The following is a 17,332-nucleotide window of genomic DNA, read 5'->3' as shown; positions in this document are numbered from 1 at the left end:
ACGGAGTGCTCTAAGTACCCAACTCCGCGACCAATGCGTCGACCACCGCAACCAGATCGCCGCCCGTCGCTTCCGCGACACGGCGTTGACGCTGGTAGGAGGCACCGCGACGGGGAATGTCCGCCACCGACGCCAACTCGTCCGCGCAGCCGAGTGAGACCGCAATCGGCGCCAAGTCGTCGAGCAGGCGATCCAGATCGTCAGTGACGAGGCACTCGTTTGCGTCGGAGTCGAGGATGATCTCGGCGTCCAGTCCGTATCTCGCTGCGCGCCACTTGTTTTCCTTGACGTGCCACGGCTGCATGTTCGGCAGAGTCTCACCGGCACTCAGTCTGCGGTCCAGATCGACGATGAGGCAGTGGACCAGAGCAACGAGAGCACCCAGTTCGGCGCGTGTCGAGACGCCGTCGAAGACCCGGACCTCGATGGTTCCCCACTTCGGCGCGGGACGGATGTCCCAGTGCATGCCACCGATCTTGGTGATCACACCGGTCTTCATCTGGTCGTCGATGAACGACTCGTATTCGGCCCAGTTCTCGAACTGGTACGGAAGGCCGGCGGTTGGCAGCTGCTGGAACATCAACGCGCGATTGGACGCATAGCCGGTGTCCACACCGGCCCACATCGGCGAGGACGCCGACAGCGCCAACAGGTGCGGATAGCGCTGCAGCAGTGCGTTGATGATCGGGAAAACGCGATCCGCGGACGAGACACCCACGTGAACGTGCACGCCCCAGATCAGCATCTGCCGACCCCACCACTGCGTGCGTTCGATGAGTTCGTCGTAGTCGGGTGTCCGGGTGACCAGCTGCGTCGACCATTGCGCGAACGGGTGCGTGCCCGCGCTGATGAGGTCGACGCCGAGCGGATTCGCAGCGCGGCGAAGCAGATCCAGTGACCTGTCGAGATCACTCATCGCCTCGCCGACCGTCGAGTGAATACCCGTGACGAGTTCGACGGTATTTCGCAGTAGTTCCTTGGTGATGTGCGGGGTTTCGGAGCCGGCAAGCTCTTCGACCGCCGAAAACACCTCGGCTGCTGTGTTGGAGAGATCTCTGGTCTTGCGATCGACCAGCGCGATCTCCCACTCCACGCCCAGCGTCGGGCGCGGCGAACCTGGAAATGGAACTACCACGCAGAGAATCCAATCACAGTGTCGGTAAAAACACCGTGCTGGCTACTGCGTGGTAGTCGCCGGAAGTGATGCAAAACTCAGGTGAGTTGTCAGCTCTTGGTGATGACACCGCAAGCAACGCGTCCGCCTGCGTCACCGGTGTCGAGGGTCTGCTGATCCGGTGCCGGCGCGTAACGCGTCGGGATGTTGCCGAAGTTGTCCGCTCCGGCGTGGATCATGACGGATGTTCCACCGTTTGCGACCAGTTCGTCGACGGTGAATGCATCGGTCGTGGTGACCAGTGTGGCGGTGCCGTCTTCGAGGACCTGAACCGAAGTGAGGTCACCGCTCGCCGGGTGGCCCGTGTGACCCTCGGCCTGGAAGTGTCCGCCTGCCGAGAGGAAGTTACCCGGCTCTCCGCCGCTGGGGGCAACGGAATTGGTCTCGCACTTGGCGACCTGGTGGACGTGGAATCCGTGGAAGCCGGGGGTGAGGCCCTTGGCGTCGAGGGTGACCTTGACGTCGCTACCTTCCTGCGCGAACGTGACCGTTCCGACCTTGGCGCCGTCGGTGCCGTTCAGCGTTGCGGTGACAGTCTCGGCAGAAGCGCCGGCGTGAGCCGTCTCGGAACCGTGGCCGCCCGCGCTTTCGTGCGCGCTGGGATCGGCTGCACCGGTCCACACCGGAGGAGTCGTGCCGGGGACGCTGCTGGGCTCTTCGCTGTTACTGCAAGCGGTCAAGCCGAAAGCGGCAATCGCGACTACAGGGGCAACGACGCGCCAGGACATACGCCGGGTGCTGCTGGGGGCCATCGAACCGCTCCTTTGAGGTGGCGAGAAAGTGCTTCTGATCATAACGGCGCGTGTAGTAGCTGGAACCGACGGGTCAGTTCCACCTTCACGACCGGTCAGTTGGAGGTCACGATCACGATCACGCCAGGTGACGCGTTCGCGATGCCGGCGAATCGAGGTTCTGCGGTGACTCCGAGTTCAGCTGCGATCTTCTGCGCCGCTGCCTTCTCCGCCGCGGACGATCCGTAGTACACCGTCGTCGTACTGACGGTGCCCTCGCTGTAGTTACCCGTCTCCTCGACGTTCCAACCTGCAGCCGTCAATTCCTCGGCAGTGCCTGCTGCCAGACCCGAGACGGTGCTGTTGTTGAGAACTCGAACGCTGATATTCGACGTGTCGACGCCGCTCGCGGAGCTGGAAGTCGTGGTCGTCGCAGTTCCCGAGGGACGCGACGTAGTGGTGGTATCGCCCGAAGCGGGTTGCGTCGTCGCTGCCGGCTTGGAAGTGGCAGATGCCGGTGCGGTGGCGCTCGTCGTGGCAGACGCCGAGGATTCGGTCTGCTCTGCTGCGGTGTTCTCGTCGCCCGATCCACCGTCGCTCGATCCACCCAGTGAGGCTGCTCCGAGACCGATGAACACGATCGCCAACGCGATCAACACCATGGCGATTGCGCGAAGCGGAGGTCCGGACGGCTGCTCTTTCGGGGTACTCACGATGTCGACCTTATCGCCAGTGTGTGGACAGCCCGATCATATGTACGCGTGATTCAGGTGACCTCGAAGCCGAGGCGACGGGCGGCCCTGGCCTTCTGACGGCTGGCACGCAGACGACGCAGGCGCTTGACCAGCATGGGATCAGCCGCCAAGGATTCGGGGCGATCGACCAAGGCATTGAGAACCTGGTAGTAGCGGGTTGCCGACATGTCGAACAACTCCTTGATGGCTTCTTCCTTCGCACCGGCGTACTTCCACCACTGGCGCTCGAAGGAGAGGATGTCGTGCTCCCGGCGGGTGAGGCCGTCTTCGCCCACCTCGTGCATGCCTGCTGTATCTACTACCGAATCGTCGGCGCCAGTGCCTTCGGACTGGTTCCGACTACGCGCGGTTGCGCCGTCCATGTCACTCCTCGACTGCTGTGCTCGGCGTCAGCGAGACTCGTATGCCCGGTGTTCTTTTCCGACCGATATTCTCGCGGCCGTGAGTTTCCCGGTCCCCTGGCCCGAAGGTAACTCACAATTTCCCCCGCGGCCCACGTTCCGACCGAGCAACGAATTACATCGCTGTTCTTCAGCAACCATTGAACCATGATCGAGTGTGCGGGCCGTGATAACTACGCGGGCGCGCCGCACTATCCTTGTCCGCATGGCTATCCTCCCCATCCGAATCGTCGGCGACCCGGTACTGCACAAGGCGACAGAGCCGGTCACTCAGTCTCCGGCCGAGATCGCCGAACTGATCGCAGACATGTACGAGACGATGGACGCCGCCAACGGCGTCGGTCTGGCGGCCAATCAGGTCGGCGTTTCACTCCGAGTCTTCGTCTACGACTGCCCCGGTGACGACCGCAGCAGCGAGCGTCGTCGCGGCGTCGTCGTGAACCCGGTACTCGAGACGTCCGAAATCCCCCAGACGATGCCCGACCCGGAAGAAGACTTCGAGGGTTGCCTTTCCGTTCCCGGCGAGCAGTTCCCGACGGGCCGCGCCGATTGGGCGAAGGTCACCGGCACCGACGCCGACGGCAACCCGATCGAGGTCGAGGGCACCGGATTCTTCGCACGGATGCTCCAGCACGAGACCGGGCATCTCGACGGTTTCCTCTACACGGACGTGCTGATCGGCCGCAACGCGCGCGCCGCCAAGAAGATCATCAAGCGTTCCGGTTGGGGCAAGCCCGGTCTGACCTGGACGCCGGGCACCGTCGACGATCCGTTCGGTCACGACGACGACGATTACGAAGACTGAGAATTCCGCTCTGAACGGCAACATTTCGATCGGTAGCCGGGTGGTTTTGCGATACAAGCTCCCACCCGGCTATTCGCATCCCATGACCGACGTCATCGGCATCCTCGAGGGCGCCGATCCCATCGCCGTCCGCAGCGGCGACGGTCGGCTGGTCCAGGTCTCCGCCGATCAGGTGATTGCACTCAAGACTCTCTCGGCCCGTCCGATTCGCATCGGCGAGATTCGAAACCTCGAAACGGCTGCTGCGGCGGCGTGGCCGGGGGTCGAGCAGGCGTGGATCGACGGTTGGTTGCTGCGCGCCGGTCACGGTTTCACCGGCCGCGCCAATTCAGCTTTGCCGCTCGGTGGTGCGGGGACGGTTGCCGGCTTCGACGCGAGCACTTTCGAACGGATACGCCAGTGGTTCGGTGACCGCGGCCTGCCGACCCTGCTTCTCCTCCCCGATCGACTCGGCACCGCTCCGGACGGGTGGACCAGCGAGAAGGAAACCATCGTGATGGCCGCCGATCTGGGCAGTGTCACGCTGCCGCTCGGTCCTCCGGTCACCTCGTTCGCCGACCGCCCCGACCACAACTGGCTGTCGACGTACGACGCCCACGGAGATCCGGCGTACGTCGAGGCGGTCCTCACGGCTGTCGTGGGCAGTGCAACTTTCGGCGCGATCGGAAACACCGACACGACGCTTGCCATCGGGCGCGCTGCGCTCACCGAGGCGCCCGATGGCAAGCGCTGGGTAGGACTGACCGGCATTCACGTCGCCCCTGAACACCGTCGTCACGGAATCGGGTCGCTGATCTGCGGAGATCTACTCTCCTGGGGTCTCCAGAACGGTGCGACGCACGCGTACCTCCAGGTTTCGGCGGAGAACTCCGCGGCGATCGCGCTCTACGAGCGGCTCGGATTCGTCGAACACCACCGCTACCGATACGCCACCGATCCTGTCGGCGGCTGACGCTAGGCTTGCCCTCGTGCGCATCGCTACTTGGAACGTCAACTCCGTCCGTGCCCGTACCGACAGGATCATCGACTGGCTCGGTCGATCCGACGTCGACGTCCTGGCAATGCAGGAAACCAAGTGCAAGGACGAGCAGTTTCCGTACGAACGCTTCAAGGAAATCGGCTACGAGGTCGCCCACGTCGGGTTGAGCCAGTGGAACGGTGTCGCCATCGCTTCCCGCGTCGGCTTGGACGACGTGCAGATCGGATTCGAGGATCAGCCCGGGTTCGACAAGGATCCCGAGGCAGACCCGGTCCGTGAGGCCCGTGCGATCGGTGCCACCTGCGGTGGTGTGCGGGTGTGGAGCCTGTACGTCCCCAACGGCCGTGAGCTGGAAGACCCGCATTACGCCTACAAGCTGGATTGGCTGGCCAAACTGCGCGACGACGCGGAGGGCTGGCTCAAGCAGGATCCCGACGCGCAGATCGCCCTGGTCGGTGACTGGAACGTCGCTCCTACGGACGACGACGTGTGGGATCCCGCTTTCTTCGAGGGCAAGACCCACACGTCGGAGCCGGAACGAGCTGCGTTCACCGCCTTCACCGAGTCCGGGTTCGCGGACGTCGTTCGCCCGTACACCCCCGGCCCCGGTGTGTACACGTACTGGGACTACACGCAGCTTCGCTTCCCGAAGAAGCAGGGCATGCGAATCGACTTCATCCTCGGCTCACCGGCATTCGCAGCGCGCGTCGAGGCGGCCGAGATCGATCGAAACGAGCGAAAAGGCAAGGGCGCCAGCGATCACGCTCCAGTGATCGTAAAGCTCGGGTGATCGTAAAGCTCGGGTGATCGTAAAGCTCGGAGCCTGATCGTCTGCTTGCAACTTTCGGCGGCTAGTCCTCGACGAGCAGTTCCAGATACTCGGGATGCTCGCCGAGGTACCGCTGAACATAGGTGCACACAGGCCGCACCGACCATTCACGTTCACGGGCGCAGTCCATCGCGAACTGCACGAGTACGGCTGCCAGTCCCTGCCCGCCGTACTCCTCCTTGACGACGGTATGCATGTACGCAACCACGTCGCCCGCTTCGGCTCCGCTCCCCGAAATCTCGTCCTCGTCGCGGTATCCGAGGATGCCGACCAACTCGTCGTCGGAGAGCAGTTCGAATCGTTCGTGAGACGGATTGTCCACGAGCGTGACTTCCGGTGAGGTTCCGGTTCTCGAGTTTTCGATGTCGTTCATTGCGGCGACCTCCACGGCACGATCTGCAACTGCGCGATCGGCGACAGCTGCGTTCGCACGCTCTCCATAACTGTGATCCATGCCACTCATAGAATCAGCTACCGACGACGCTGTCCCGGGTTCGACCAATTTTTGCACCGCGAACGACTCCACCGCAATCGCAGTGAAACGCTTTTTCGGGGTTGAGATAGAGTCGCCCGGTGCCGCTGTGACAGCGGGCACAAATTTCATACAACCACCACGGGGGCTCGCACCAGCGGGCTGAGAGGACGGCTAGGGCCGTCGACCGGATGAACCTGACCGGATAATGCCGGCGTAGGGAGCGCACCATGCAGGAGAAGTCTGTCCGTACGGCTGTTCACGCGACTGTCCACACCGCTGTGACAACCGGCCCGATCGAGGGCAGTAGCAAGCACTACGTCGAATCGGATTCTCTCCGGATCCCACTTCGACGCGTCACTCTCACCAATGGTGAGCATCTGGACCTGTACGACACGTCAGGTCCTTACACCGACACGGACGCCGACATCGACCTCGATGCAGGGCTCCCGAAGACCAGGGACACCTGGGAACGTCCGGAAAGCGATCGGACGCAACTGGAATGCGCCCGAGACGGTGTGATCACCCCGGAGATGCGCTATTGCGCTGCACGCGAGGGCGTTTCAGCCGAACTGGTGCGTTCCGAGGTGGCTCGCGGGCGGGCGGTAATTCCCGCGAACCATCGCCACGGCGAGCTGGAGCCGATGATCATCGGCAAGAAGTTCGCCGTCAAGATCAACGCGAATATCGGGAACTCGGCCGTAACCTCCTCTGTTGCAGAGGAAGTCGAAAAGATGGTGTGGGCGATCCGCTGGGGCGCCGACACCATCATGGACCTGTCCACCGGCAAGGACATCCACCTGACCCGTGAATGGATTCTCCGCAACTCACCCGTACCGGTCGGCACGGTACCGATCTACCAGGCACTCGAGAAAGTCAACGGAGATCCCACCGCTCTGACATGGGAAATCTACCGCGACACGGTAATCGAGCAGTGCGAGCAGGGCGTCGACTACATGACCGTGCATGCCGGTGTACGAATCGGTTACATCGCTCTGACTGCTGGTCGCGTCACGGGAATCGTCTCGCGCGGCGGCGCGATCATGGCCGCGTGGTGCATGCACCACAGGCAGGAATCGTTCCTCTACACCCACTTCGACGAACTGTGCGAGATCTTGCGCCGATACGACGTCACGTTCTCCCTCGGTGACGGGCTTCGACCGGGATCGATCGCCGACGCCAACGACGCCGCCCAATTCGCGGAGCTTCGCACTCTGGGAGAACTCACGCAGATTGCGAAATCCGCAGGAGTCCAGGTCATGATCGAGGGCCCCGGACACGTTCCCATGGACAAGATCGAGGAAAACGTCCGCCTGGAAGAAGAGCTCTGCGACGAGGCACCGTTCTACACCCTCGGACCGCTCGCTACCGATATCGCGCCGGCGTACGACCACATCACCTCCGCCATCGGTGCGGCGATGATCGCACGGGCGGGAACGGCGATGCTCTGTTACGTCACACCCAAGGAACACCTCGGCCTGCCCAACCGAGACGACGTGAAAACCGGTGTGATCACCTACAAGATCGCTGCCCATGCAGCAGACCTGGCAAAAGGGCACCCGAATGCACAGGCCCGCGACGACGCACTGTCCAAGGCGCGCTTCGAATTTCGCTGGTTGGACCAGTTCGCTTTGTCACTCGACCCGGACACCGCCAGGGAGTTCCACGACGAGACACTACCGGCCGAGCCCGCCAAGACCGCACATTTCTGCTCGATGTGCGGGCCGAAGTTCTGCTCGATGCGGATCTCGGCGGACGTACGTCAGTACGCGGAAATCCTGGAAGCGGAAATCCCGGAAACCGAGTCCATCCGGACCGAGCTGCCGTTTCCCCAGGTCCGGTCGGTAGGCTCGTCGTCGTGAAGCTGCTGCCCCTGACCCCCGCCGGACAGACCCCGATTCGGGCATTGACCATCGCCGGAACCGACTCCGGCGGCGGAGCCGGCATTCAAGCCGATTCCCGCACGATGGCGATGTGCGGAGTACACGCCTGTGTGGCCGTCGCCGCTGTGACGGTCCAGAATTCGGTGGGCGTCAGCGGATTCCACGAGATTCCGCCGGAGATCGTCGCCGACCAGGTGCGCGTCGTGGTCTCGGACATCGGCGTCGGCGCAGCGAAGACGGGAATGCTGGCCTCGACGACGATCATAGAAGCGGTAGCCGCAGTTGCCGCCGAGGTGGGGATCGGCCGCGACCGACCGATCCCGCTGGTGGTCGACCCCGTGTGCGCGTCGATGCATGGCGATCCGCTGTTGCACGAAGAAGCTCTCGACGCGGTCCGCAACACCTTGATTCCGGCTGCCACGGTGGTCACTCCGAACCTCGACGAGGTTCGGTTGATCACCGGCATCGAGGTCGTCGACGACAAGAGCGCCCGCCAAGCGGCAGAAGCGTTGCATGCGCTCGGCGCTCAATGGTCCATCGTCAAGGGCGGCCACCTTCGTACTTCGGAGTTGTCCACCGATCTGTTGTTCGACGGAGACCGTTTCCTCGAATTCAGCAGTGCCCGGATCGACACCGGCAACGATCACGGCGGCGGAGACACGCTGGCCGCTGCGATCACTTGCGCTCTCGCACATGGCTATTCCGTTCCGGACGCGGTGGCGTTCGGCAAAGAGTGGGTGACCAAGTGTCTCGAGGCGTCGTACGACCTCGGCGCGGGACATGGTCCGGTGTCCCCGCTCTGGCGGCTCCAGGTCTAGTGCGCTAGTTCCGGCGCACGCGCCAGATTCCCAGGTCGACGGGAACTCCGTTTGGCGTGGTCGCGAAAAACCCTCGCCGCCATGGCCGGATCGTGAGATCGAGATCCTCCAGGGTGCCGGCTTCGAGTTCCTCGAGAGTTGTCGCCGACATCATGACGTTGCCGTCGCCGCCCAAGCCCATCATCCGGGCGGCGATGGTCACGTCGACGCCGAGCCAGTCGTCGCCGATCTGGCGCGGAGTACCCGTGTGGAGGCCGACGCGCATTCGTGGGGTGTATCCGTCGAGGTCGACTTCCGCGAGTGCGTCCTGCGCGGTGAACACCGCCTTCAAAGCCGCATCCGGGCGAATGAACACGGCCATCAGACCGTCGCCCATCCGTTTGACGACGTGTCCGCCGTTGTCGGTGATCGGGGTTTCCACGGCCTGCGCCACGGCACGCAGGAGCGTCAGCGTGGCGCCGTCACCGGCTTCGAGTGACCAGGTGGAGAAGCCAACCAGATCGGTGAAGACGATGGTCAGTTCTTGATCACCGCGGCCGCGGCCCATCTTTTCCAGCGCCGCCTGCCACACCTGCAGTGCTCCGAGGCTCACTTCGCGAGTGGCTGCCGGCTTCTGATCGAGCAATCTGTCAGCGACGCGGGCCACGGCGCGGGCACCGCCAGGACCTGCCAGCGAGAGCGGATCTCCGAATCCGGGATCACCGGGTAGTGCCCGCCTCAGCCGTCGTAGCGCGTCGATGAGCTGCTGCCGACGGTTCAGTTCTGCCGCAGAGTTCAAGACGACGTCGACGACGCCTCGAACCGAGGAGGAAGGAGCACCTGTCGTGTCGGTGCCCTCCGGGGACAGATCAGCCATAACTCAAGCGTAACTCAGAGTTACAGACAGTGTGCTGCCGCCGTTCTCGCACAGTGGCCTCCTGGTCGCTCGCACAGTCGATCATTCGGTCAGTCGATCATTCGGTTCTGGCCTGCGTTCGAGCATCGCCGACGGGAACGCCGTTCGGCCCGCTCAAATCCTGGGCATACGTCGCAACTCCGAAGGCTACTGCAGAAGCGTTGGCCGCGAGCGCTTCGCGATCGATGTTCGCGAGGTTGTCCTGGGCACTGTGGTAGTTCGGGTCGAAGGTCTCGTCCGCTTCGCCGCCCCACTTCTCGGCCTGAGCCGGCGTCTTGCGTTCGTCCGCGCCGCTGAACACACCGCCCGCCGGGATTCCGATCTCGATGAACGGGCCGTAGTCGGAACGCCCGTCGAAGTCCGTTCCGTCCGCCGCAATCCCCCGATCGGCGAGGAAGTCGACGAAGGTGCGCTCGATGCCTGCCGAACCCTCGGGCCCTGGCCCCTCCCCGACCGCATCCGAGTTGTCGCCGTCGTAAGCCAGGTATCCGGCATTGGGCGAACCGAGCATGTCGAAATTCAGATACAGGGCGATGTCGGCCCGTTCCTGATCGCTCAGACCTTCCACGTAGCGGGTGGAGCCGACCAATCCCACTTCTTCCGCTCCCCAGAAAGCGAAACGCACGGCATTCTCGATGCTCGGTGAGCTTCCCATCTGCAGCGCGGTTTCCAGCACGGCTGCGGTGCCGCTTCCGTTGTCGTTGATGCCGGGACCTTCCGGCACGCTGTCCAGGTGGGCGCCCACGACAACCACGTTGTCGGTCGCGCCGGTCTTGGTCTGTGCAATCACGTTGCGCGACTTCGTCGTTTCCGTCGACGTGTCGAGAATCAGCGTGAGGTCTCCGGGCGCTACGGCAAGAGCCTCGCCCGACGCCTTGCTCACCCCGCCGGTCGGAATGCGGGCGTCTTCGGGCTCACCCAAGGTTGCCCCGCCCAGCATCGCGTCCTCGTTGTTGGCAACCAACAACGCTGCCGCGCCGCGGTCAGCGGCGATCTTCTGCTTGTCGCCGAACGGGCACACTCCGCGGGTGACCAGCACGATTGCACCGTTCACGTCGCGGCCGTCGTAGTCAGTGGCCTCGCAACCTGGTGTCTCGTCGGCGGGAATCACCACCAGGCGTGCCGTGATTCCGGTCGGTCCCGTGGAGGGGGAATATGTCAACGCCCGCACCGGAACATCGGAGCCGTCAGTAGCTTTCAGGGATTCGGTGCCGGGATCGAAGGAGCTGAAGTCGAATTCCGGGGTACTGACGTCGAAGCCCTTGTCTTCGAGCAGGTTTGCCACGTAGTCGACACTGGCGTCGTAGCCGGGGGTTCCGGCCGATCGATTGCCGTCGTTGTTACCGGCGATCTTCTCGAGTTGCTCCAGATGCCCGGTCACGGCGTCGACCGTGACGGTCTCGGAGAATGCCACCGGATCTGCCGGGACGGCTGCTTCACTTCCTGACGACGAGCATCCACTCACCACGAGTGCTCCAGCCATTCCGACCACAACCACACCGAAGAGTCTCATCTTCGGAGGATATCGGCCGGAGCACAGGAAAGGGACCCAGTACGAATGGTTTTTCGTACTGGGTCCCTACTCTGCTGTCACTCCTCGTTCTCGGTAGGTCTCCCGACAACACCTACCGAGGGAGCGACAAGATCAGGCGTCGCGACGATTCACGATGACAATACTTGCTCCGAAAATCACCAGAACGAAGGCCGCGAAGTAGATCAGGCTGCCCCAGGGTCCCCAGTGGAAATCAAGGCTTCCGCCGCCAGGGCTGAGGAAGTGGTTTGCATTCGCGAACGGCAGGAATGGGGTGATCTTCTCGCCGACACTGCCGAACAGTCCGAAAAGGCTCTCGATGAGCAGCGGCCAGAGCAGGAGCAACGCAATAGCGCCCGCCGACTGCCGGATGATCGATCCGACGCCGACAGCAAGAATCACGCAGAGGAAGGCGTACACCGGGATGCCGTAAATCGCACGCCAGTCATCGCCGGTCGACAGGGTCAGGCCCGTGCTGGCCTCGGTACCGGCCATGGCTTTGGCCACCGCATAGGACCCGAAAGCGAGGACAAACGTCAGCACCGCGCCGAAGGCACCGATGAGGCCGGCTTTGGCGATGAGAACCGAGGCACGGTTCGGAACTGCCTGGAACGTGGTGCGGATGGTCCCGAAGCGGTACTCACTGGTGACCGCGAGGGCCGCCATGATCATGAGAACCATGATTCCGAAACCCGAGATGCCGGCCGTGGCAACGGCGGTGTCGAGGTCCGGTGCTCCCTGGACATCGGAGGACGTCAGAGCCGACTTGGCAACCGCGCCCATGATGGCAGCGAAGCCGAGTGCGAGCACGACGATGATGACCGAGCACCAGAGCGGCGACTTGGTCGTGGTGATCTTGATACGTTCAGCACTGAGAACAGCCATTACAGTGCACCTCCCATAGCCTGCTGTGTGTTTGCCTGCTGCGTATTTGCATGGTGTGCACCAGCACCCGGATCGATACCGGACGCGTGGTACTGGACATCGTCTCCGGTCAACTTCATGAACGCATCCTCGAGCGAACCCTGCTGAGACGCCAACTCGTACAACACGATTCCCTGCGAACCAGCCAAACCACCGATCACATCAGTCGTCGAATCCACGACCACCAACGCCGGCGCAACACCGGAACCGTCCTCACGCACCGTCAACCCCTGCGAGAGCAACACACTGCGCAACGCATCGAGCTGAGGACTGCGCACCCGCACCGTCGACTCCGACGAGCGATCCACGAACTCCGCCACCGTCGAATCCGAAATCAACCGACCCCGGCCGATCACCACCAACTGCTCCGCCGTCAATGCCATCTCCGAGAGAAGGTGACTCGACACCAGCACCGTGCGGCCCTCGGCCGCCAACCGCTGCATGAACTTACGAATCCAGACGATGCCCTCCGGATCGAGACCGTTGACCGGCTCGTCGAACAACAGCACCTTCGGATCGCCCAACAACGCACCCGCCAACCCGAGACGCTGCGACATACCGAGCGAGAACCCGCCGGCCTTCTTGCCCGCCACCTCGGACAATCCGACCAACCCGAGCACCTCGTCGACGCGGGACTTCGGGATCCCGTTCGAAGCAGCCATCCACTGCAGATGCGCCCGCGCACTGCGATTGGGATGCACCCACTTCGCATCCAACAACGCGCCGACAGTCCGCAGCGGCGTCTTGAGCTCGCGGTACGGCTTGCCGTCGATCAACGCCGCACCCGACGTCGGCTGATCCAAACCCAGGATCATCCGCATCGTCGTCGACTTACCCGCACCGTTCGGGCCCAGAAAGCCCGTCACGATGCCCGGCTTGACCGTGAACGACAAATCGTCCACCGCTTTCGTCGGTCCGTAAACCTTGGTCAATCCCCTCAGTTCAATCATGAGGAGAACTGTGCCTTACGGCGCTGACCAGCACATCGGTCCGGAGGATGACATGGACCCTGAGATGTGGAGACGGCAGTTCAGGGAAAACCCTGTCCTCGACCGGAAGTCGGAACTGCCGCGGCATGAGGGTAGGGCGCGTCGAAGTCGCCGTCGAACAATCGCCAGTAGAAGTCGTTCATTCTCGCAGCGGCGGGCGCGTGCCGGGTCAAGATCGCGGCCACCTCCGGTGCCACATCACCTGGGACATGACCTGTGGCGCATCGTCGTACGTACTGGTTGCGGGCGACTGGTCCGCCGTGTTTCGGTCTCGGCACTCCGCAGACCTCGGTGACCAGCCAGTTGACCAGAAGCATGGCGGCGTAGTCGGCGTCATGGGTGGCATGGCGCCGGACGAAGTCATGTTCGGTAGTCGACAGGTCGAAGTGTGGGGATGTGGCCAGTCCGAAGTCGGTGAGATAGATCCGCTCCATATCGGTGCGCATGTTGCCGAAATGTCCGTCCATGTGCAGCAACTGTCGATCGCGTAAGAACGCCACGATCTCCGAAAACTGTCGCTCGACTTCGGCAGCTTTGGCGGCCGGGTTGTCATGCAGCCAATCCGAGATCGGGTGTGCGACGTACTCGCAGAACAGTACGAGGCTGCACGGCGCAGTGGCGAGTGCTTCGAGGCGGACCCGCGCTTCACTACTTGCGCAGGCGGTGGGAACGGAAGCGATGTCGGCGTGTTCGGGTGCAACCGGCGATCGACCGGGCAGCACCCGCCAGTGGTAAAGCATTGGGAACGACTGTGTTTCGCCGGCCAGAACGGCCTCGGTGACCATGACGTTCGCGGCCAGCTCTCGCCAGGCGTTGAAGCTCGGGCCCCCAATGCCGTACTGGCAGAACGTCGGCAAGTCGAAATGGTTGGAAGTAGAGCCCACGTCGGCGAGTTCCTGTTCGGTCAGTGGGATGCGTTTGGTGAATACCGGAACGCTGTCGAACCCGTTTTCGCAGACACCGACGAGTCCTGCGGCGCCGCCCACGCCTACGCTCGAGACTCGAGCGGTGTCGACCAGTCGGGCCAGTTCGACATCGTTCTGGGAAGACAGGAATGCTGATAGTTTCCGGTGGCGGTCAATCCTGACGTCCGTCATTCCGCGACTGTGCCACAGGCTCGTCCGGCTTCGATTTCGCGGAGCCGTCTGTCGAAGTCACCGATTCTGGCGGTGTCCTCGTAGTAGTCCTCCTGCTCGACGATTCTTCCCCACTTGGTTCGAACGAGAAGCACTGTTCGATTTTGATAGATGACGGCGCCGTCCGGGCCAAGGGCTCGGTCGTCGAAACGGGCGAGCAGTGTCATGCGCCAGAGCGGACCACCGAAATACGCTTCGGTGACCGCGCCTTGAAGCCCCGCGTCGACAAATTCCTGGAGAAACGTCTCGATTTGGTCCCGTCCGGCATGCACTCCTGCCCACCGATGATCACCCTCGGCGAATCTGAGCACCGCGTGGTGGTGATAGGAATTCAACAGCGGCCGGTAGTTGCCGGAATTGAGTGCACGTACGTCGCGTCGGAACTTGAAGATGAGTGCTTTGCGCAGAAGTGATCGCGAGACGATCGCCGTTCCGAAGCCCGCCGCGAACCATCGTTTCATCTTCGAAGCTTGTCGTGGCACCGAATGCCCTGTCAACGAAATGCCGGGGTCTGCAGATATCTGACAGAGTATTGGATATTGACAGTGACTGTCATAATAGGTGAGACTCGCATTATCGAGAATGGCCGGATCTCGGCCGAGGCGGGAGGACGTTGCTGATGTCACTACGGGAGAGACAACGGTTGCAGGTGCGAGCAGACATTCAACGTGCGGCATTCGATCTGTTCGCGCGTGACGGTTTCGAGGATGTGACCACCGAGCAGATTGCGGCAGCAGCGGGGGTGTCGGCGAGTACGTACTTCCGGCACGTTCGTAACAAGGAGGATCTGCTGTTGGACCCGGTCAGGCAAGGCGGTGCCGGAATCGTGACACTGCTCGAGGATCGCCCGGCATCTGAGTCGGCTGATCTTGCGATCTCGCGGGCAATCCTCGAGCGTTCCAATGCTTTCGAGTCCGCGGAGATCGATCAGTGGCGAGCAGCGTTCCGCACCGCGCCGCACCTGATGGATCGAGTCGCGCTGATCGCGCCCGAGCATCGTGATCGGTTGGTGGAGTTGGTGGCACAACGAATGGAACTCGATCCTGAAAATGACAGCCGACCAGGACTACTCGTTCACTTGATGTTGGCGGCGGCGGAGTTCGGCTATCGGCAATGGATACGTAACCCCCAGAAGCGTGGGGCATCACTTCCCGTGTGCGTCGAGGGGGCACTCGACGCGGTTCAGGGATCCCGGTGGCGCACGCAGGATGACGATGACACGAAAGGTCGTGACCAGTGATGAACGAAAACTCTCGAAACTCCGAGCTCTCGGTAGTGGATGTGCCAGTGGTGGATGTGATCGTTGTGGGATCGGGGGCTGCCGGCATGTCCGCAGCCATCACTGCAGCCCGCAACGGGCTCTCGACAATTCTCGTGGAGAAGTCGGAGTACTGGGGCGGTTCGTCGTCCCGGTCCGGGGGCGGAGTGTGGATTCCGGGAAACTCGGTACTTCGCCGCGAGGCGCCGGCGGATGATATCGACTCTGCGCGAACATATCTGAAGAGCATTGTCGGTGAGGATGCAGACACCGACCGTATCGACACGTATATCGATCGAGGCCCGGAAGCCCTCGATTTCCTGATTCGGCACTCTGCGCTCGAGCTCGAATGGGTGAAGGGTTACTCCGACTACTTTCCCGAGGCACCCGGCGGACTTGCAAGCGGCCGCTCGTGCGAGCCGCGCCCGTTCGACGCGCGAGCTCTGGGCGACGATCTCGCGACCCTTCATCCGCCGTACATGAAGGTGCCGCTCAACATGGTTGTCCAACAATCTGATTACCGTTGGCTGAGCACGGGGGTTCGGCATTGGCGGGGGCCGGTGCGAATGCTTCGGGTGGGAATGAGATCCCTGGTCGCAAAAGCTCGGAAGAAGAAGCTGATCGGGCTCGGGCCGGCGCTCATGGCGGAACTGATGCTCGGAGTTCGGGACGCCGGAGTGACGGTCGAGCTCGGAACGAGGCTTGTGGATTTGGTTACCGACAATGATCGTGTCGTGGGTGCGCGACTCGAGTCCGGGGGAGTGCGGAGAACCATGCACGCTCGATGCGGTGTCATCCTCGCATGCGGCGGGTTCGACAACAACGACGACATGCGAGGCGAGTACCAGCGCCGGCCGAGTAGTGCGCAGTGGACTCTCGGGGCACCGACCAATACCGGGGATGGTATCCGTGCCGCTCTGCGCGTCGACGCGGCAATTTCGTACATGGACGACGCGTGGTGGGCCCCGTCGATTCCGCTGCCCAAAGGCCCGTGGTTCGCCTTGGCGGAACGCTCGTTGCCTCGAAGCCTGATGGTCAACGCCAGCGGTCAGCGCTTCATGAACGAGTCGCTTCCCTACGTCGAAGCCGCGCACGCCATGTTCGGCGGAAAGTACGGCCGAGGTGAAGGACCCGCTGAAAACATCCCGGCTTGGCTGATCTTCGATCAGACGTACCGTGACCGTTACCTGTTCGCGGGAGTGCCGGCGCGCAGGCCGATACCTCGGTCGTGGATCGAATCGGGTGCGATCGTGCGAGCTGGATCGATTGCCGAACTCGCTGCCGAGATCGGAGTGCCGGGCGATGCGCTGTCCGCGACCATCACACGATTCAACAGTCACGCGCGCGACGGAGTCGATCGCGACTTCGGCCGTGGGACAAGCAGATACGACCACTACTACGGCGACTGCACCAACAAGCCCAACCCCAGCCTCGGAGAACTCACGAAGGGTCCGTTCTATGCCGCGAAGATGGTGCCCGGAGACCTGGGGACCAAGGGCGGCATCAACACGGACGCTCGCGCGCGAGCGTTGCGCGCCGACGGTTCGGTCATCGACGGGCTCTACGCAGCAGGTAATACCAGCTCGCCGGTCATGGGTCATACCTATGCCGGTCCAGGTGCAACTATCGGTCCCGCAATGGTTTTCGGATATCTGGCCGCGCTCGATGCGGTCGGACGATCCCATGACGGTCGTGAACTCGACAGCGAAGGCAGGAATAATGGTTTGGCAGATCGCCGTGGGTAGGGTTCCC

The 17,332-nt window shown here is 62.8% G+C and carries 18 protein-coding genes and 1 riboswitch; of the genes, 7 read left to right on the top strand and 11 right to left on the bottom strand.

Annotated features, from left to right (window positions below):
- Window positions 1-10: 10 nt before the first annotated feature.
- The 4 genes from ACKAMS_RS00675 to ACKAMS_RS00660 all read right to left on the bottom strand — a co-directional run bounded on the left by ACKAMS_RS00675 (window position 11) and on the right by ACKAMS_RS00660 (window position 3,022).
- Window positions 11-1,135, bottom strand: a complete 1,125-nt coding sequence (locus ACKAMS_RS00675) for a glutamate--cysteine ligase (RefSeq protein WP_003945034.1) — start codon at window positions 1,133-1,135, stop codon at window positions 11-13.
- Between the two features lie 89 nt (window positions 1,136-1,224).
- A complete protein-coding gene (gene sodC / locus ACKAMS_RS00670; RefSeq protein ID WP_007730117.1) occupies window positions 1,225-1,926 on the bottom strand; it encodes a superoxide dismutase[Cu-Zn] in 702 nt (233 codons plus the stop codon).
- Between the two features lie 95 nt (window positions 1,927-2,021).
- On the bottom strand, window positions 2,022-2,618 hold the full coding sequence (locus tag ACKAMS_RS00665) for a LytR C-terminal domain-containing protein (RefSeq protein WP_021333972.1): 597 nt from the start codon (window positions 2,616-2,618) through the stop codon (window positions 2,022-2,024).
- A gap of 53 nt (window positions 2,619-2,671) precedes the next feature.
- On the bottom strand, window positions 2,672-3,022 hold the full coding sequence (locus ACKAMS_RS00660) for a DUF3263 domain-containing protein (RefSeq protein WP_007730120.1): 351 nt from the start codon (window positions 3,020-3,022) through the stop codon (window positions 2,672-2,674).
- Window positions 3,023-3,266: 244 nt separating this feature from the next.
- On the opposite strand from ACKAMS_RS00660, the gene ACKAMS_RS00655 reads away from it, so the two are divergent.
- The 3 genes from ACKAMS_RS00655 to ACKAMS_RS00645 are packed head-to-tail and all read left to right on the top strand — an operon-like array spanning window position 3,267 to window position 5,635.
- Window positions 3,267-3,866, top strand: a complete 600-nt coding sequence (locus ACKAMS_RS00655; protein WP_019744501.1) for a peptide deformylase — start codon at window positions 3,267-3,269, stop codon at window positions 3,864-3,866.
- Window positions 3,867-3,906: 40 nt separating this feature from the next.
- Window positions 3,907-4,818 carry a GNAT family N-acetyltransferase gene (locus tag ACKAMS_RS00650; protein ID WP_408988488.1) on the top strand — a complete coding sequence of 304 codons (912 nt, stop codon included), beginning with the start codon at window positions 3,907-3,909 and terminating at the stop codon, window positions 4,816-4,818.
- A 16-nt stretch (window positions 4,819-4,834) separates the two neighbouring features.
- A complete protein-coding gene (locus ACKAMS_RS00645) occupies window positions 4,835-5,635 on the top strand; it encodes an exodeoxyribonuclease III (protein WP_020906690.1) in 801 nt (266 codons plus the stop codon).
- A 61-nt stretch (window positions 5,636-5,696) separates the two neighbouring features.
- Here the strand turns inward: ACKAMS_RS00645 and ACKAMS_RS00640 are convergent, their stop codons facing one another.
- Entirely contained in the window at window positions 5,697-6,128 is a 432-nt protein-coding gene (locus tag ACKAMS_RS00640) for a GNAT family N-acetyltransferase (RefSeq protein WP_223257849.1), read from the bottom strand.
- 149 nt (window positions 6,129-6,277) lie between these two features.
- Window positions 6,278-6,386, top strand: a riboswitch (TPP riboswitch).
- On the opposite strand from ACKAMS_RS00640, the gene thiC reads away from it, so the two are divergent.
- Together thiC and thiD are read left to right on the top strand one after the other, a co-directional pair.
- Window positions 6,377-8,008, top strand: a complete 1,632-nt coding sequence (gene thiC, locus ACKAMS_RS00635; RefSeq protein ID WP_408988487.1) for a phosphomethylpyrimidine synthase ThiC — start codon at window positions 6,377-6,379, stop codon at window positions 8,006-8,008. It overlaps the preceding riboswitch by 10 nt.
- Window positions 8,005-8,847 (top strand): bifunctional hydroxymethylpyrimidine kinase/phosphomethylpyrimidine kinase, encoded by an 843-nt coding sequence (thiD, locus tag ACKAMS_RS00630; protein WP_003945044.1) that lies wholly within the window; start codon window positions 8,005-8,007, stop codon window positions 8,845-8,847. The genes thiC and thiD overlap by 4 nt, the downstream gene beginning before the upstream one ends.
- A 4-nt stretch (window positions 8,848-8,851) precedes the next feature.
- Here thiD and ACKAMS_RS00625 read toward each other — a convergent pair whose 3' ends face one another.
- The 6 genes from ACKAMS_RS00625 to ACKAMS_RS00600 all read right to left on the bottom strand — a co-directional run bounded on the left by ACKAMS_RS00625 (window position 8,852) and on the right by ACKAMS_RS00600 (window position 14,783).
- A complete protein-coding gene (locus tag ACKAMS_RS00625) occupies window positions 8,852-9,703 on the bottom strand; it encodes an adenylate/guanylate cyclase domain-containing protein (RefSeq protein WP_019744506.1) in 852 nt (283 codons plus the stop codon).
- 97 nt (window positions 9,704-9,800) lie between these two features.
- Entirely contained in the window at window positions 9,801-11,255 is a 1,455-nt protein-coding gene (locus ACKAMS_RS00620) for a M20/M25/M40 family metallo-hydrolase (protein ID WP_195849572.1), read from the bottom strand.
- 132 nt (window positions 11,256-11,387) lie between these two features.
- Window positions 11,388-12,158: an ABC transporter permease gene (locus ACKAMS_RS00615; RefSeq protein ID WP_019744508.1), complete on the bottom strand. Its 771-nt coding sequence runs from the start codon at window positions 12,156-12,158 to the stop codon at window positions 11,388-11,390.
- The gene (locus tag ACKAMS_RS00610; RefSeq protein ID WP_020968852.1) at window positions 12,158-13,147 is read right to left on the bottom strand and encodes an ABC transporter ATP-binding protein; all 990 of its coding nucleotides are present in this window, start codon (window positions 13,145-13,147) and stop codon (window positions 12,158-12,160) included. The genes ACKAMS_RS00615 and ACKAMS_RS00610 overlap by 1 nt, the downstream gene beginning before the upstream one ends.
- A gap of 80 nt (window positions 13,148-13,227) precedes the next feature.
- Entirely contained in the window at window positions 13,228-14,283 is a 1,056-nt protein-coding gene (locus tag ACKAMS_RS00605; RefSeq protein WP_019748319.1) for a serine/threonine protein kinase, read from the bottom strand.
- Window positions 14,280-14,783: a hypothetical protein gene (locus ACKAMS_RS00600; RefSeq protein ID WP_019748320.1), complete on the bottom strand. Its 504-nt coding sequence runs from the start codon at window positions 14,781-14,783 to the stop codon at window positions 14,280-14,282. Before ACKAMS_RS00600 ends, ACKAMS_RS00605 begins: the two co-directional genes overlap by 4 nt.
- Before the next feature lie 158 nt (window positions 14,784-14,941).
- Between ACKAMS_RS00600 and ACKAMS_RS00595 the strand changes: the two genes are divergently transcribed.
- A complete protein-coding gene (locus ACKAMS_RS00595; protein WP_229757163.1) occupies window positions 14,942-15,562 on the top strand; it encodes a TetR/AcrR family transcriptional regulator in 621 nt (206 codons plus the stop codon).
- Window positions 15,562-17,325 (top strand): 3-oxosteroid 1-dehydrogenase, encoded by a 1,764-nt coding sequence (gene kstD / locus ACKAMS_RS00590; protein ID WP_408988486.1) that lies wholly within the window; start codon window positions 15,562-15,564, stop codon window positions 17,323-17,325. Before ACKAMS_RS00595 ends, kstD begins: the two co-directional genes overlap by 1 nt.
- Window positions 17,326-17,332: the final 7 nt, after the last annotated feature.

Origin of the sequence: Rhodococcus sp. 5A-K4, assembly GCF_046097995.1 — a bacterium.
GTDB classification, from domain to species: Bacteria; Actinomycetota; Actinomycetes; order Mycobacteriales; family Mycobacteriaceae; genus Rhodococcus_F; species Rhodococcus_F erythropolis.
The sequence above is the reverse complement of the archived record's forward strand: the minus strand, read 5'-3'. Positions and strand labels throughout refer to the sequence as shown.